Raw genomic sequence first — 13,507 nt, 5'->3', positions numbered from 1 at the left:
AGCGGGAGCAAGCTCCCTCGCCACAAAGGCTCAAATCACATGACTCATATCATGGCTCATATCAGATGGCTTCACGTTGCGCAGGTAGAGGGCTCCTGACAGTTTCTGACACCAGGCTCTGCTAATCTGCGTCAATCTTTTTTGCGGATCGCCCATCGTGTCGCGTACCACTCGACTGCTCACATTATTGCAAGTCTTGCGCGGCAAGCGCTGCCCGGTTACCGCTGCGACATTGGCGGCCGAGTTGAAAGTGTCCGAGCGCACGCTCTACCGCGATATCGCCGAACTTTCGGCCCTGGGGGCGCCGATCCAGGGCGAGGCGGGCATTGGCTATGTGTTGCGCAGCGGCCTGTTCCTGCCGCCATTGATGTTCACGGCTGATGAAATCGAAGCCATTGTGCTGGGGCTGCGCTACGTTGATCAGCGTGGCGACGAGGTACTGGGCAAGGCCGCTGCCGACGCTTTGGCCAAGGTCGCTGCGGTGCTGGCGCCTGACGTCCGGGATGCCCTGCGCAACCCCACGGTGTTGCCCGGGCCTCCGGGCTACGGCTATCCACAGAATACGGTGGAGCTGAATGTGTACCGCCAGGCCATTCGCGCTCAAGCCAAGCTGCACATCGATTATGCCGACGTGAATAAGAACCCCAGCCAGCGCCTGATCTGGCCGTTGGCCCTGGGTTTTTTCAATGAGGCGCGAGTGGTGGTGGCGTGGTGTGAGTTACGCGGCGCCTATCGGACCTTTCGCACAGATCGGATCGCTACTGCCACCGAGCAGGGCGAGCGCTATCCTGGCAGGCGCAGCGACTTGCTGCGCGCCTGGTTCAAGCTGATGGACCTGGACGAGGCGGGGCGTTTCACTCCTGACAAAAACTGACACACGGCTGTTCTAGCATGGCGGCAGATCGATAAAACAAGGAGCCGTACCATGTCCAATCCCGTCTCTTCCCTGGCCCCGGCCATCGCCGGTTACATTGCGGCCGCCAATGCCCGTGACAGTTCGGCGGTGACGCGTTTTTTCGCCGAGGATGCCAATGTGTTCGACGAAGGCCAGCACCGCGTCGGTGCCCAGGCCATCGCTCAATGGATGGAAGATACCGCCCAGCGTTTTCAGCCTCGGGTTGAGGTGCTCAATGTGCAGCAACGCACCGGCAAGGTGCTGGTGCATAACCTGATCTCCGGAACTTTCCCCGGCAGCCCGCTGGAGTTGCGCTACACCTTCCGGCTCGACGAGCAGGGGAAGATCAGTCGGCTGGATATCTCGATCTAGAGGTTTGCACGTTGGTTCGTCAACACCTGTGGCGAGGGGATAAATCGCCCTCGCCACAGGGTTTGCTGAGGTTCACAGACAGGTGAGGTCACTCACTCAAAGCCGCCGACATGGCATACTCCCCGGCCTCATTTTCCGGATCCGGGCCGTATGACTTTCGACTCCCCCTTGAGTGCCTGGCAGCATGCCATCGAACACCATGGTTTTGTCCAGGACGAGGCCCAGGAACTGGCTATCATGGCTCTGCAACAGTGCCACCAGGCGCTGCACGAGGGGCGCAAGTCGATCCAGGGCGTTTATCTCTGGGGGCCGGTCGGACGCGGCAAGACCTGGTTGATGGACCGATTCTACGAAAGCCTTAGGGTGCCGGCCCGTCGTCAGCATTTCCATCATTTCATGGCCTGGGTGCATCAGCGCTCGTTCCAGCTTACGGGCACGCCGGACCCTTTGCAGGCATTGGCGGCAGAACTGAGCCAAGAGGTCAGGGTGTTGTGTTTCGACGAGTTGTTCGTCACCGACATTGGCGATGCCATTATTCTGGGCCGTCTGTTTCAGGTCATGTTCGAGCGGGGCATGGTGGTGGTCAGCACCTCCAACCTGCCGCCCGAGGAGCTTTATGCCAACGGCCACAACCGCGAGCGATTCCTGCCCACCATCACGGCGATCAAGCAGCACATGCAGGTCGTGCCGGTGAACGGATGGCAAGATCATCGCCAGCATCCGGGGGCATTGCAGCAGCGCTACTGGCTACGCGACTGCGGGCAACCCGATCCGTTGGAGGCTGTTTTTGCCCAGTTGACCGCAGGACAGGCGCCCAACAGTTTGCCGATTGAAGTCGGCCATCGTCAGCTTGAGCCCGTGCGGGCCAGCGATACGGTGCTCTGGAGTCGTTACGCGGATATGTGTGAGCAGCCGTTCTCAGCCATGGATTTCATGGCGCTGTGCGACCGTTTCAAGGCCATCCTGATCAGCGACGTACCTAGTCTGAGCGCCGAGCAGCGCGAGGGGCGCATTGCCCGTGGAACCGAAGACGGGGTTGAAAGGGTCGAGGCGGGTGATCGTGAGTTGCCGCAGTTGTCCATCCATGATGACGGTGTGCGGCGTTTCATTGCCCTGGTCGATGAATGCTACGACCGCAAAGTGCCGTTGTACCTTTCGGCACAGGTGCCTATGGACCGGTTGTACACCGAGGGCTATCTGCAATTCCCGTTTCGTCGTACGCTCAGTCGCCTGCAGGAAATGCAAATGCAGCGTTTTGGTCAGTCCGCCTGACCGTACCCCCGCCGACGGCATCGGAGCCGCCGGTACTACCGAAGTGAGATGGAACGCCGTGGAAGAAACCAGGGACATTCTTGTATTGCAAGCCAGCTATACCAATGCAGTCCACGCCGAAGCAATCTGTTATGTGCTGAACGGCTATGCAGAAGATCCAATGGGCGGTGGCCAGTCGCTGCCGCCGGAAGTGCTGCTGCATCTACCCGAGGAACTGGCCAAGCGCCCGCATGCCTTCAGCGTACTGGCTTTCGTCAACGGCGAACCGGCGGGCCTGGTCAATTGCTTCGAAGGTTTTTCGACCTTCGCTTGCCGACCACTGGTCAACGTCCACGATGTTGTGGTGATGAAGCCGTTCCGCGGGTTGGGGTTGAGCCAAAAGATGCTGCAGAAGGTCGAGGATATCGCCCGCCAGCGTGGTTGCTGCAAAATCACCCTGGAGGTGCTTGAAGGCAATGCCATCGCTCAGGGCAGCTATACGAAGTTCGGCTTTGCCCCTGGCATGTTCGACCCGGCCCACGGTCGAATGCTGTTCTGGACAAAGCCCCTGTAGAGGCCGCCCCTGTGGAAGCGGGCGAGGGCGCTCCGGCTATTTTTGCACGACCCGCACCGCAGGCGCCTTGGGCTGCATCAGGCTGAAGTCGATCAAGGCCTTGCGCTGGTGTTCATAAGGGTTGCCGATCAACAGCGGGCGGGCCTTGAAGTCATCGCTCACCAGGCTTTTACTGCGGTCCAGCTCATCAAAACTCAAACCGGCCAGGTCTGCCCAGGTGTGGATCAAGTGAGCGCTGCTGTAGGGGCGTGACAGGTCAGCGCTGAAGTTCCAGTCATGAGTTTCACGCCACTTGGGCGAGGCCCAGGCGATGAACGGCACGGTGTACATCGGCGCGGTCGGCTTGCCTTCGTTGCGGCCAAGCGTGCTATGGCCCGGCGAATCGAACACGTCTTCACCATGGTCCGACAGGTACAGCAAAAAGCCGTTGGGGTCGGTTTTGGCGTAGTCCTTGATCAGACTGGACACTACGAAGTCGTTGTACAGCACCGCGTTGTCGTAACTGTTGTAGGTCGGGACCTGGTCGTCACGCACCCCCGCCGGTACGCCCTGGCGGTCGGTGAACTTCTTGAAGGTGGGCGGATACCGGTACTGATAGCTCATGTGGGTGCCGAGCAGGTGCACCACGATCAGTTTGCGCGCCGCGCTGTCTGCCAGGGCCTGATTGAACGGGGCGATCACATCGCCGTCGTATTGCGCCGCGTTCTGGTTGCGGTTGTTGTTCAGGTATACCTGCGCATCGGCTTGTTGAGAGAAAGTCGTGAGCATGGTGTTGCGCTTGGTCATGGTCTGCTGGTTGGTGATCCAGAAGGTCTTGTAACCGGCCTGCTTCATCATGCTCACCAAGGACGGTGTGCTCAGGTAAAGGTCCGGGTTCTGTTCATCGGCAAAGGTCAGTACCTGCTGCAGTGCTTCGATGGTGTAGGGGCGCGGGGTGATGACATTGTCGAAAACCGAGAGCTGCTCCTTGAGCTTGTCCAGTTCCGGCGTGGTTTTCCTTGGGTAACCGTACAGGCTCATGCGCTGACGGTTGGTGGACTCGCCGATGACTAGCACCAGGGTGGCGGGCTGCTCGGCCATGGCGTCCTTGAGGTTACGCAGCGGTGCGATCTTGCTGGCGCTGTGAAGCATGCCTTGCATGTTTTCCAGTTGCTCGCCATAGCGCCGGTATGCCACCAGCATCTGCCACGGCACGGCTGGCTCGATACGACTTTCGAATTTCTCCAGGCCACCGGCAAGCGTGCCGGCCCGCAGGGTGTGTTTGATCAGCGGATAGCCGACCACTGCCAGCACAATCGCAGTCGCCGCGACCATGGCTTGGCCGCGGGGCAGGTACACCGGGCGCAGGCGTGTCCAGAGCCAATACCCGACGGCGGTATGGGCCAGGAAGGCCGCCACCATCCACCAGGCAAAATACTGCGTCATGTACTCGCCGGCTTCGGACACGTTCGATTCGAACATGATGAAGATGACGCTCTGGGAAAACTCTTGCTGATAGATGAAAAAGTAACCGAGGCTGGCCATAGAGCAGGCCCACAGCACCACGCCGATCAACGCCGCAAGCAGGCGGGTCCGAGCAGGGAAGAGCAATACGGGCGCCAGCCACAGTGCGCTCATGACGAAGGCCTGGCGAAACCCGGTAAAGCCCGAAGTGTCGGTCACCAGTATGAGCAGTTGGGTAATACCCGAGAAATACCAGAAAAACAGAAAAAGCCAGCCAAAACCGGCCCAGTCGAAACTTTTCGCAGTCGTTGTGCTGCGTTTGAACAAACTCATCAAGCGCTCCAGCCTTCCTGTCGACGACGCCGCTGGCACCCAATGGATGCCCACAGGCATGCGCCGAACTACCCTAAAAGGCCGGGAGTATCGCGATGGAGGTGTGAAAAATTTGTAAGATATTTGGTTACAAAACGAAGGCCGGGGGGAATGTGGCGAAGGCGTTTTTTTGTGGCGAGGAGATTTATTTCCGGTGGTCGCGTTGCACCCTCACGCACTGAAACCCGCGCACCCAGGGGCGGGACTGCTACGCGCTGCAGCAGAAACACATGCCCTTGGCACGAATGGGTATACATGGAAATGACACCGGTTTGTCCAGTGCCACTTCCGGCGCCGCGCCTCTGCTCGGGGGTTACCGAGCCAGGGCCTGGCTCTGATGGGACAGCTGGGAGTGTTGCAACTGCATGCGCAATTGCGTCACCTCATCAAGCAGCAGATCACGCTCTTCTTTAAGCAGGCGTAATTCGTCGCGACGAATGGTCACGTAAAGGGTTTGGGGAGGACGTGCGGTAACTACGGAGTCCATTGCTCACCTCGCAAATGGCGTACATCAACTATAGAGATGTCGCCAGTATTTGGTCGACACCTCTACTATCGGCGCCGATTCTGATTTCTTTTGCTTGTGATTGGAACTTTTTTATTTTTCATGGTCGCTGTGTCTTTGGCCGGATCTGGAGCGTTATCCCTTGTGATCGCTCGAATTACCCGGAAACTATGCAGCAATGCTCTGGACTAACCTCCACTCGTCGATTGAGCTAAACCTTTGACACACCTTTATTTGTAGTAGGGAGCATCAGCACATGCAACTCGGGATCATTGGACTGGGCCGCATGGGCGGCAATATTGCGCGGCGCCTGATGCTCAATGGGCACACCACCGTCGTCTACGATCGCAATGCCGCCTTTGTTGAAAACCTGAGCCAGGAGGGCGCAACGGGCGTCGCGGATCTGCCGCAACTGGTGGCCGGTCTGGAAAAACCACGGGCGGTCTGGGTCATGTTGCCCGCCGGCGCCCCCACCGAAGACACGATTAACGTTCTCAGCGAGTTGCTGGAGCCGGGCGACGTCATCATCGATGGCGGTAACACGTACTACAAGGATGACATCCGTCGCGCGCAGGCGTTGTCGGTCAAAGGCCTGAATTATATCGACGTCGGCACTTCCGGCGGCGTCTGGGGCCTGGAGCGCGGTTATTGCATGATGATTGGTGGTGACGCCGAAGTGGTGAGGCGCCTGGACCCTTTGTTTGACAGCCTGGCACCAGGGATGGGCGATATTCCGCGCACCCGCGACCGCAAGTCCGACGATGATCGCGCGGAACGCGGTTACATCCACGCGGGCCCGGCCGGTTCGGGGCATTTTGTGAAGATGATCCACAACGGCATTGAATACGGAATGATGCAGGCCTTCGCCGAGGGCTTTGACATCCTCAAGACCAAATCCAGCGAAAGCCTGCCACCTGAGCAGCGATTTGACTTGAATGTGGCCGATATCGCCGAAGTCTGGCGTCGCGGCAGTGTGGTGTCGTCCTGGTTGCTGGATTTGACCGCCGACGCCTTGGCCAGCGATCCGAAGCTGGACGGCTTCTCCGGTGAGGTTGCCGACAGTGGTGAAGGGCGCTGGACCATCGAAGCGGCCATCGAGCAAGCGGTTCCGGTGCCGGTGCTCTCCAGTTCATTGTTCGCCCGTTTCCGCTCGCGCCAGCAGAGCACCTACGGTGACAAGATGCTATCGGCCATGCGCTTTGGCTTCGGTGGCCACGTGGAGACGCCGAAAAAATGACCTCGATCGGCAGGAAATCCAAGGCAGAACCCGCGCCGCCGACCACGCTGTTTCTGTTCGGCGCCCATGGCGATCTGGTCAAGCGTCTGCTGATGCCGGCGCTGTACCACCTCAGTCGCGACGGGCTGCTGGGGGATGGCCTGCAGATCATTGGTGTCGACCACAACGCTATCAGTGATGTGGACTTCGCCCGCAAACTCGAGGATTTCATCCGTCACCAAGCGGCGAGCAAGGGCGGCGATGCCGACCGGGCGCTCGACCCGGTGCTGTGGGCCAGCCTGGCGCGGGGCATCAGTTACGTTCAGGGTGACTTCCTCGATGACAGCACCTACGAAGCACTGGCGGCGAAAATCGCCGCCAGTGGCACCGGCAACGCGGTTTTCTATCTGGCGACCGCGCCGCGTTTTTTCAGTGAAGTGGTCCGCCGCCTCGGTGCGGCCGGGCTGCTTCAGGAGCAGGACGATGCCTTCCGGCGTGTGGTGATCGAGAAACCGTTCGGTTCCGATCTGCCAACCGCCGAAGCGCTCAATGCCTGCCTGCTCAAAGTCATGAGCGAAAAACAGATCTACCGGATCGACCATTACCTGGGCAAGGAAACGGTGCAGAACATTCTGGTCAGCCGTTTTTCCAACAGCCTGTTCGAGGCCTTCTGGAACAATCACTACATCGACCATGTACAAATCACCGCCGCGGAAACCGTTGGCGTGGAAACCCGTGGCAGTTTCTACGAACACACCGGCGCCCTGCGGGACATGGTGCCCAACCACTTGTTCCAGTTGCTGGCGATGGTGGCCATGGAACCGCCGGCCGCCTTTGGCGCCGATGCGGTGCGTGGCGAAAAAGCCAAGGTGGTCGGGGCCATTCGCCCCTGGTCGGTGGAGCAGGCCCGCGCCAACTCGGTACGTGGCCAGTACACCGCAGGCCAGGTCGGCGGCGTAGCGGTCAACGGTTACCGCGAGGAAGCCAATGTTGCGCCCGACAGCAGCACCGAAACCTACGTCGCCCTCAAGGTGATGATCGATAACTGGCGTTGGGTCGGGGTGCCGTTTTACCTGCGCACAGGCAAACGCATGAGTGTGCGCGACACGGAAATTGTCATCTGCTTCAAACCGGCGCCTTACGCGCAGTTTCGCGATACCGAAGTCGATGAACTGCAACCCACGTACTTGAGAATCCAGATCCAGCCCAATGAAGGCATGTGGTTCGACCTGCTGGCCAAGCGGCCGGGGCCGACCCTCGACATGGCGAATATTGAACTGGGATTTGCCTACAAGGACTTCTTCGAAATGCAACCGTCCACGGGTTACGAAACCTTGATCTACGACTGCCTGACCGGCGATCAGACCTTGTTTCAGCGTGCCGACAACATTGAAAACGGTTGGCGTGCGGTCCAGCCGTTCCTCGATGCCTGGCAACAGGACGCGACGGTCCAGTTCTACAAGGCCGGTGAAGATGGTCCGTCGGCCGCAGATGATCTGCTGACACGCGATGGCCGCGTTTGGCATGCGCTCGATGAGTGATCAGGTGAAACACCCCATCCGTTTTTTGCTCAGTGACATGGACGGCACACTGCTGCTGCCTGACCACAGTCTCAACCAGCGCACCATCGAAGCCGTTCGCTCGCTGCGCGAGGCGGGCGTGATGTTCAGCCTCGCCACCGGGCGGCCGCCCCGGGCGATGTTGCAGCAGATCGAAGCCTTGGGCGTGGACCTGCCTACCGCCGCGTTCAATGGCGGTACGCTGGTCCACCCGGACGGCAGTTTCCTCGCCGTGCACTACCTGCCACCTGAGGCGGCTTTGGCGACGCTGGCCTTGTACGCCGACCAGCCTGATATCGAGGTCTGGGTGTTTGCCGACGGTGACTGGCTGGTGCGCGACGCTAACGGTCCGATGGTGCCGGTGGAGACGCGCGGGCTTGGCTATCCGCCGGTGCAAGTCGAGAGTTTCGAGCCTTACCTGGAACGTATCGACAAGATCGTTGCCACCAGCCCCAACACGCAGCTACTGGTTGAGCTGGAGGCGCGCTTGCATCCGCTGCTCAAGGGTCAGGCTCAGGTCTCGCGTTCGCAACCGATCTATCTGGATGTGACGGCGATGCGGGCAAACAAGGGTGAAGCGCTGGCGACCCTGGCAGCGTTCCTGGGGGTGCCGTTGGAACAGACCGCCGCCATGGGCGACGGTGGCAACGATCCGGCGATGTTTCACCGTGCGGGGTTGTCGATTGCCATGGGGCAGGCGGAGGAGGCGATTCAGCGTCAGGCCGATGTCATCACCGCAGCCAACACCGAAGACGGCGCGGCGCTGGCAATCGAGCGATTCATTCTGGCTCGATGAACCACGCAAATCCTCAGGGCCGGTACCGCACCACTACCGCCTGATACTTGCCATGCAGAGAATAGCCGCCCACCAGGATCTTCCCGTCTGCCTGCAGAGCCAGGGATGTGGCGGTGTCGAGGCTGTAGCCCAGTCGAGTGCGGACCCAACCTCTGCCCTCAGCGAAATCCGGGTCGAGGCTGGCGTCCGGCAAGTGTCGGGCCAGAACGAAGTCAGTTTCGATGCCGCCGATGGTGGCCCCGGCGGTCACCAGCTTTGCGTCCGCTTGAAGCTGGGCCGCCGTCCACTGACTGGCGCTGTTGCCAAATTTCAGGAGCTGACACTGTCCTTGGTTGCAGCGAGGGTCCGGTTTGCCGTCGCTGCCCACTCTTAACGACAGGCAATGCATCGGGTCGCGGCTGCTGCCCAACGCTTGCAGATCACCGTCTGGAAGTTGGACGATCTGGCTGACCATTACGCTGTGCTGCTCAGTCGTGATGGACAGGAAACCGTCCTCGCCAAAGCTGTCATCAAGTGTGCCGCTGGGATCATAGCGGGCCATCAGACCTTGTTGGGGCAAGTCAATCACTCCGCCGACCACGATGCTGCCGTCGGCCTGAAGCGCCACACAACCCAGCCAAGTGTTTTTCAACAGATGCCGGACCATCACAAAGCCGCGGTTGTTGAACGAAGTGTCCAATGCGCCGTCCGGCAGGAGCCGGATCAGGATGCCGACATGGTCAGATAGTTGGTAATGATGATTGGCGAGGATGAGGATCCGGCCATCGGCCTGCACCCGCATGTCACAGGCTTCAAGGCCCGGTACGCCGGGTGGGAGCCACGTATCGCGCAGACCTTGGGAGAGATTGCCGCACAGCCGTATGACCTGCTGCCCGGCGCTGCCGAAGCTTTGAACGGCGCGGCCCTGCTGATCGAACAGCGCGATGGCGGGCAGGGTGCGGTCGGTGTTTTCGTAGTGCAGGCCGGACAGCAGGATACGGCCGTCGGGTAATTCCATCACCTTGCCTGCCGTGGCTTCGAAGCCGCGCTCAAAAGAGCCGATCACATAGCCATGGTGTCCGAAGCCCGCGTCAGCCGAACCGTCGTGGTTGAGCCGTGCAAGCCCGAACCGGCTGCCCTCGGTCGTTTCGATCCGGGCTGCCACCAGGATTCTTCCGGCATGATCGACCGTCAGGCCCGTGGTCAGGCTCCCGAGGCTACCGGTGAAATGCAACCAGGCTTTACCGTTATCGGCAAAGCCTGGGTCGAGATGGCCGGCACAGGCTGCGGCCGTCGGCATTGCAAACGCGGATTGATCGAGCATGCATGCCTCTCCTTGCGTGTCGATAAGCCCGGAGGGGCGACGACTGCATGAGGGCAACATTCAATCCCTGAATGTGACAATGCACAACTGGCAGACTCTGCAGAAACAGCAGCGAATCGTGCCAGAACACTGGCTTTTCGACCCAGTGTAAAGCCTGCAATCCATCATCAGGTTTTACCGGTAAGGATTTACTCGGGCATGGACCAGGATTGCAGGGTGTAGCCTTCCTGGCTCAACTCGGCACGGGCCTGTTTCAACCAGTCAGCCAGTTGGGCCGGGTCGGTGTAGGCACTGCTTGGAATCTGAGTACGGCCAATATGAGTATTGGTGCGGTCAATGACGGTCAGGCTCAGTTCACCATTACCGTCTTGTGGAGCCCAGGCCACGCATTGAAAAGGACGAAAGGCGCGGTCGGCAATCAAAAGAGCTTCGTTGATACGGAGCGGGGCGTTCATGGCGTTATCTCTTAAGTATGCCCAATCAAATGATGTGCCGTCGGTTGGGCGTACCGGGCGGCTGGTTACTTGTACTGATGTCTTGTAAGGGGGGGCAGGTCACACATTCCTTAAATAAATTTCGATTTTCTTTCAGACCCGGCTTTTGGACTTTTGTTTGAAAGCTTGATGAAAGATTCAAGCGGGCGACAACTAACGAAACGCGCGCTTATAACCACTTTAAAGCGAACCCGATAATCAATTGATACAAGCAGGTGTCAACTTCTTGCTACTGTTACATGCAGGTTCGCCAAACGCCTGTTTTTCCTCATATTCCTTATTTTGGCGCCAAGGATCAGTCATGATCGAAGCCAGTACGTCGCGTCGTCTGCTCGTGGTTGATCCCTGCGATGATTGCCATCGCCTGTTGCCCGGATTACGCACCATTGGTTGGGACGTGGAGAGCTGTTCCCTTGAGCATGCGGGTGATCGAACGTGTGACGTCGGGCTGTTGCGACTTCAGCCTTTTCACCTGGAACGGCCGGAGGCGGTCAAGGAGTTGATCAGCCGCAGCGGCACCGAGTGGATCGCCGTGCTGAATCAGGAAGTGCTGCGCCTGAAGAATGTCGGAGACTTTGTCTGCGAATGGTTTTTTGATTTTCATACCTTGCCATTCGACGTGTCCCGGGTTCAGGTGACTCTGGGCCGCGCCTTTGGCATGGCGCGTTTGCGCGGACAGGGCTCGATTCACGTCAATGAGCCTGAACATGAATTACTGGGTGACAGCAAACCCATTCGGGAGCTGCGCAAGTTGTTGAGCAAATTGGCACCTGCCGAATCGCCAGTGTTGATTCGCGGTGAAAGCGGCACCGGCAAGGAACTGGTGGCGCGCACGCTGCATCGCCAATCCCATCGGCGCAACAAACCGTTCATTGCCATCAATTGTGGCGCGATACCGGAGCACTTGATCCAGTCGGAGTTGTTCGGGCACGAGAAAGGCGCTTTCACCGGTGCCCATCAGCGCAAGATCGGGCGGATCGAAGCGGCGCACGGCGGCACCCTGTTTCTGGATGAGATTGGCGACCTGCCGTTGGAGCTACAGGCCAATCTGTTGCGTTTCCTGCAGGAGAAACACATCGAGCGGGTCGGAGGCAGCCAGCCGATCGCCGTCGATGTGCGGATTTTGGCCGCCACCCATGTGGATCTGGAAGCCGCCATCGAGCACAAGCTGTTTCGTGAAGACCTGTATTATCGCTTGAACGTGCTGCAGGTGCTGATGGCGCCGTTGCGTGAACGCCATGGCGATTTGTCGATGCTGGCCAGCCACTTCTCGCATTTCTACAGTCAGGAAACCGGACGTCGACCTCGCAGTTTCAGTGAAGACGCGTTGGTGGCCATGGGTAAGCATGACTGGCCGGGTAATGTGCGTGAGCTGGCCAATCGGGTACGTCGCGGCCTGGTGTTGGCCGAGGGGCGGCAGATCGAAGCGATGGACCTTGGCCTGACCGGCCATCAAGGACCGGTGGCGCCGATGGGCACCCTTGAAGACTACAAGACCCGTGCTGAGCGTCAGGCGTTGAGCGATGTACTTAACCGGCACAGTGACAACCTGAGTGTTGCTGCCCGCGTGCTGGGCATATCCCGGCCGACGTTCTACCGGCTGCTGCACAAGCATCAAATCCGCTGAATCAAGCCCTGCTCGCGATAGCGGTGTGTCAGTTACGAACAGTTAACTGATCGACCGCTATCGCGAGCAGGCTCGCTCCCGCAAGGACTGCATCAGAAGTAATACGGGAATTTCAGGCTAAAGGTGAAGTCCGGCGCATCGTCGGTCAGACCGATGGACAGGTTGGGCACAATGGTCAGGTTGTCGCTGGCGGCTACGGTCATGCCGATGTTGAAGTAGCCGGCATTGGCGTCGCTGGAAACCACCGATTCCCAATCTCCGCCGTCCTGTTTGAGCTTGCTTTTCTTTTGGATGAGGTCGGAAACCGAGAACGACATACTCATCTTCTCGTTCAGCGCGAAGGCAATGCCCGCGCCGATCTGGAAGCTGTCGCCGATCCGCACCTTGCCCGGTATCCTCTGGTTGACGGTGGAGCTTATGTCGTCGAAGGACTCTTCGAAGTTATGGGTGTAGGAAAGGCTGCCGAACAGCACTGCCGGATCGAAGGTCTTGACCAGCGAGATCCCGGGTGTGATCGACCATACGCCGTTGCCGGTGGGCAGGTCTTCAGGCACGAACAGGTTGGTGTTGGCCTGGGACTGGCGCAGCTTGATGCCAAACGGCTCCTCGCCGGTGGGGGCCTTGACGCGTAGCGTGAGCACCGCGTCCGGGCTGTTGATCGATTCGTCCATGAACTTGTAGGCGATGCCGAAGTTGACGTCACCGATGGTGGGATCGCGGGTAACGGTTTCTTCGCTGGTCACCCCAGCCGCGCCTTGGTTGGCACCGCCGGACTGATAGGTGGATTCGCGGTAGACCACCGGTACATTGAGGTCGAACTGCCAGCGATTGTCGAAGTTGTAACGGCCGGTGAGGTCCAGGGTCCAAGTGTCGGCCTTGATCCTGTCCAGGTTGATGTTGCCCAGGAAAATCGAATCCAGGGCCAGGAAGCCGTTCAGAATCAATTGTCGTGTGTCGTAGCGCGAATAAGTCACGCCGGTTTCGAAGCTGAACTTGCCACCGCCAAAAAATCCGCTGGCCTCGTCATAGAGGTTGGAGACACTCTGGGCGGGCTGTGAATCATCGGCCAGAGACTGCCCGTAACCGCTGCCACCGGCCGC

Annotated in this window: 13 protein-coding genes; 8 read left to right on the top strand and 5 right to left on the bottom strand. The window is 59.3% G+C overall.

The window, feature by feature from the left end; genetic code table 11:
- The first annotated feature begins 157 nt into the window (after positions 1-157).
- From HU811_RS17555 to HU811_RS17540, 4 genes are all read left to right on the top strand, one after another.
- The gene (locus tag HU811_RS17555) at positions 158-874 is read left to right on the top strand and encodes a helix-turn-helix transcriptional regulator (protein WP_092397916.1); all 717 of its coding nucleotides are present in this window, start codon (positions 158-160) and stop codon (positions 872-874) included.
- A 51-nt stretch (positions 875-925) separates the two neighbouring features.
- A complete protein-coding gene (locus HU811_RS17550) occupies positions 926-1,267 on the top strand; it encodes a nuclear transport factor 2 family protein (RefSeq protein ID WP_092397918.1) in 342 nt (113 codons plus the stop codon).
- 150 nt (positions 1,268-1,417) lie between these two features.
- Positions 1,418-2,539: a cell division protein ZapE gene (zapE, locus tag HU811_RS17545; RefSeq protein WP_186657214.1), complete on the top strand. Its 1,122-nt coding sequence runs from the start codon at positions 1,418-1,420 to the stop codon at positions 2,537-2,539.
- Between the two features lie 58 nt (positions 2,540-2,597).
- Positions 2,598-3,092 (top strand): GNAT family N-acetyltransferase, encoded by a 495-nt coding sequence (locus HU811_RS17540; RefSeq protein WP_092397922.1) that lies wholly within the window; start codon positions 2,598-2,600, stop codon positions 3,090-3,092.
- 36 nt (positions 3,093-3,128) lie between these two features.
- Here the strand turns inward: HU811_RS17540 and HU811_RS17535 are convergent, their stop codons facing one another.
- Positions 3,129-4,868, bottom strand: coding sequence for a phosphoethanolamine transferase CptA (locus HU811_RS17535; protein ID WP_186657212.1), 1,740 nt, complete (start codon positions 4,866-4,868; stop codon positions 3,129-3,131).
- 352 nt (positions 4,869-5,220) lie between these two features.
- Positions 5,221-5,394 (bottom strand): DUF6026 family protein, encoded by a 174-nt coding sequence (locus HU811_RS17530; protein WP_171061379.1) that lies wholly within the window; start codon positions 5,392-5,394, stop codon positions 5,221-5,223.
- Positions 5,395-5,644: 250 nt separating this feature from the next.
- Between HU811_RS17530 and gnd the strand changes: the two genes are divergently transcribed.
- Genes gnd through HU811_RS17515 form a run of 3 tightly spaced genes read left to right on the top strand, consistent with a single transcriptional unit; the run spans position 5,645 to position 8,983 of the window.
- Positions 5,645-6,649: a phosphogluconate dehydrogenase (NAD(+)-dependent, decarboxylating) gene (gnd, locus tag HU811_RS17525; protein WP_256573654.1), complete on the top strand. Its 1,005-nt coding sequence runs from the start codon at positions 5,645-5,647 to the stop codon at positions 6,647-6,649.
- Positions 6,646-8,169 carry a glucose-6-phosphate dehydrogenase gene (gene zwf / locus HU811_RS17520; RefSeq protein ID WP_186657209.1) on the top strand — a complete coding sequence of 508 codons (1,524 nt, stop codon included), beginning with the start codon at positions 6,646-6,648 and terminating at the stop codon, positions 8,167-8,169. The genes gnd and zwf overlap by 4 nt, the downstream gene beginning before the upstream one ends.
- The gene (locus tag HU811_RS17515; protein ID WP_092398574.1) at positions 8,162-8,983 is read left to right on the top strand and encodes an HAD family hydrolase; all 822 of its coding nucleotides are present in this window, start codon (positions 8,162-8,164) and stop codon (positions 8,981-8,983) included. Before zwf ends, HU811_RS17515 begins: the two co-directional genes overlap by 8 nt.
- 13 nt (positions 8,984-8,996) lie before the next feature.
- Here the strand turns inward: HU811_RS17515 and HU811_RS17510 are convergent, their stop codons facing one another.
- Both HU811_RS17510 and HU811_RS17505 read right to left on the bottom strand, forming a co-directional pair.
- Positions 8,997-10,286: a hypothetical protein gene (locus HU811_RS17510; protein ID WP_186657207.1), complete on the bottom strand. Its 1,290-nt coding sequence runs from the start codon at positions 10,284-10,286 to the stop codon at positions 8,997-8,999.
- 188 nt (positions 10,287-10,474) lie between these two features.
- A complete protein-coding gene (locus HU811_RS17505; RefSeq protein WP_092397932.1) occupies positions 10,475-10,741 on the bottom strand; it encodes a hypothetical protein in 267 nt (88 codons plus the stop codon).
- A 340-nt stretch (positions 10,742-11,081) separates the two neighbouring features.
- Between HU811_RS17505 and HU811_RS17500 the strand changes: the two genes are divergently transcribed.
- Positions 11,082-12,407, top strand: coding sequence for a sigma-54 dependent transcriptional regulator (locus tag HU811_RS17500; RefSeq protein ID WP_092397934.1), 1,326 nt, complete (start codon positions 11,082-11,084; stop codon positions 12,405-12,407).
- 92 nt (positions 12,408-12,499) lie between these two features.
- On the opposite strand, the gene HU811_RS17495 is transcribed toward HU811_RS17500, so the two are convergent.
- Positions 12,500-13,507: transporter (locus tag HU811_RS17495; protein WP_186657205.1), on the bottom strand; the 1,008-nt coding region annotated here is incomplete at its 5' end.

This window comes from Pseudomonas tehranensis, from assembly GCF_014268615.1.
In the GTDB taxonomy this organism is placed as follows: Bacteria; Pseudomonadota; Gammaproteobacteria; order Pseudomonadales; family Pseudomonadaceae; genus Aquipseudomonas; species Aquipseudomonas tehranensis.
The sequence above is the reverse complement of the archived record's forward strand: the minus strand, read 5'-3'. Positions and strand labels throughout refer to the sequence as shown.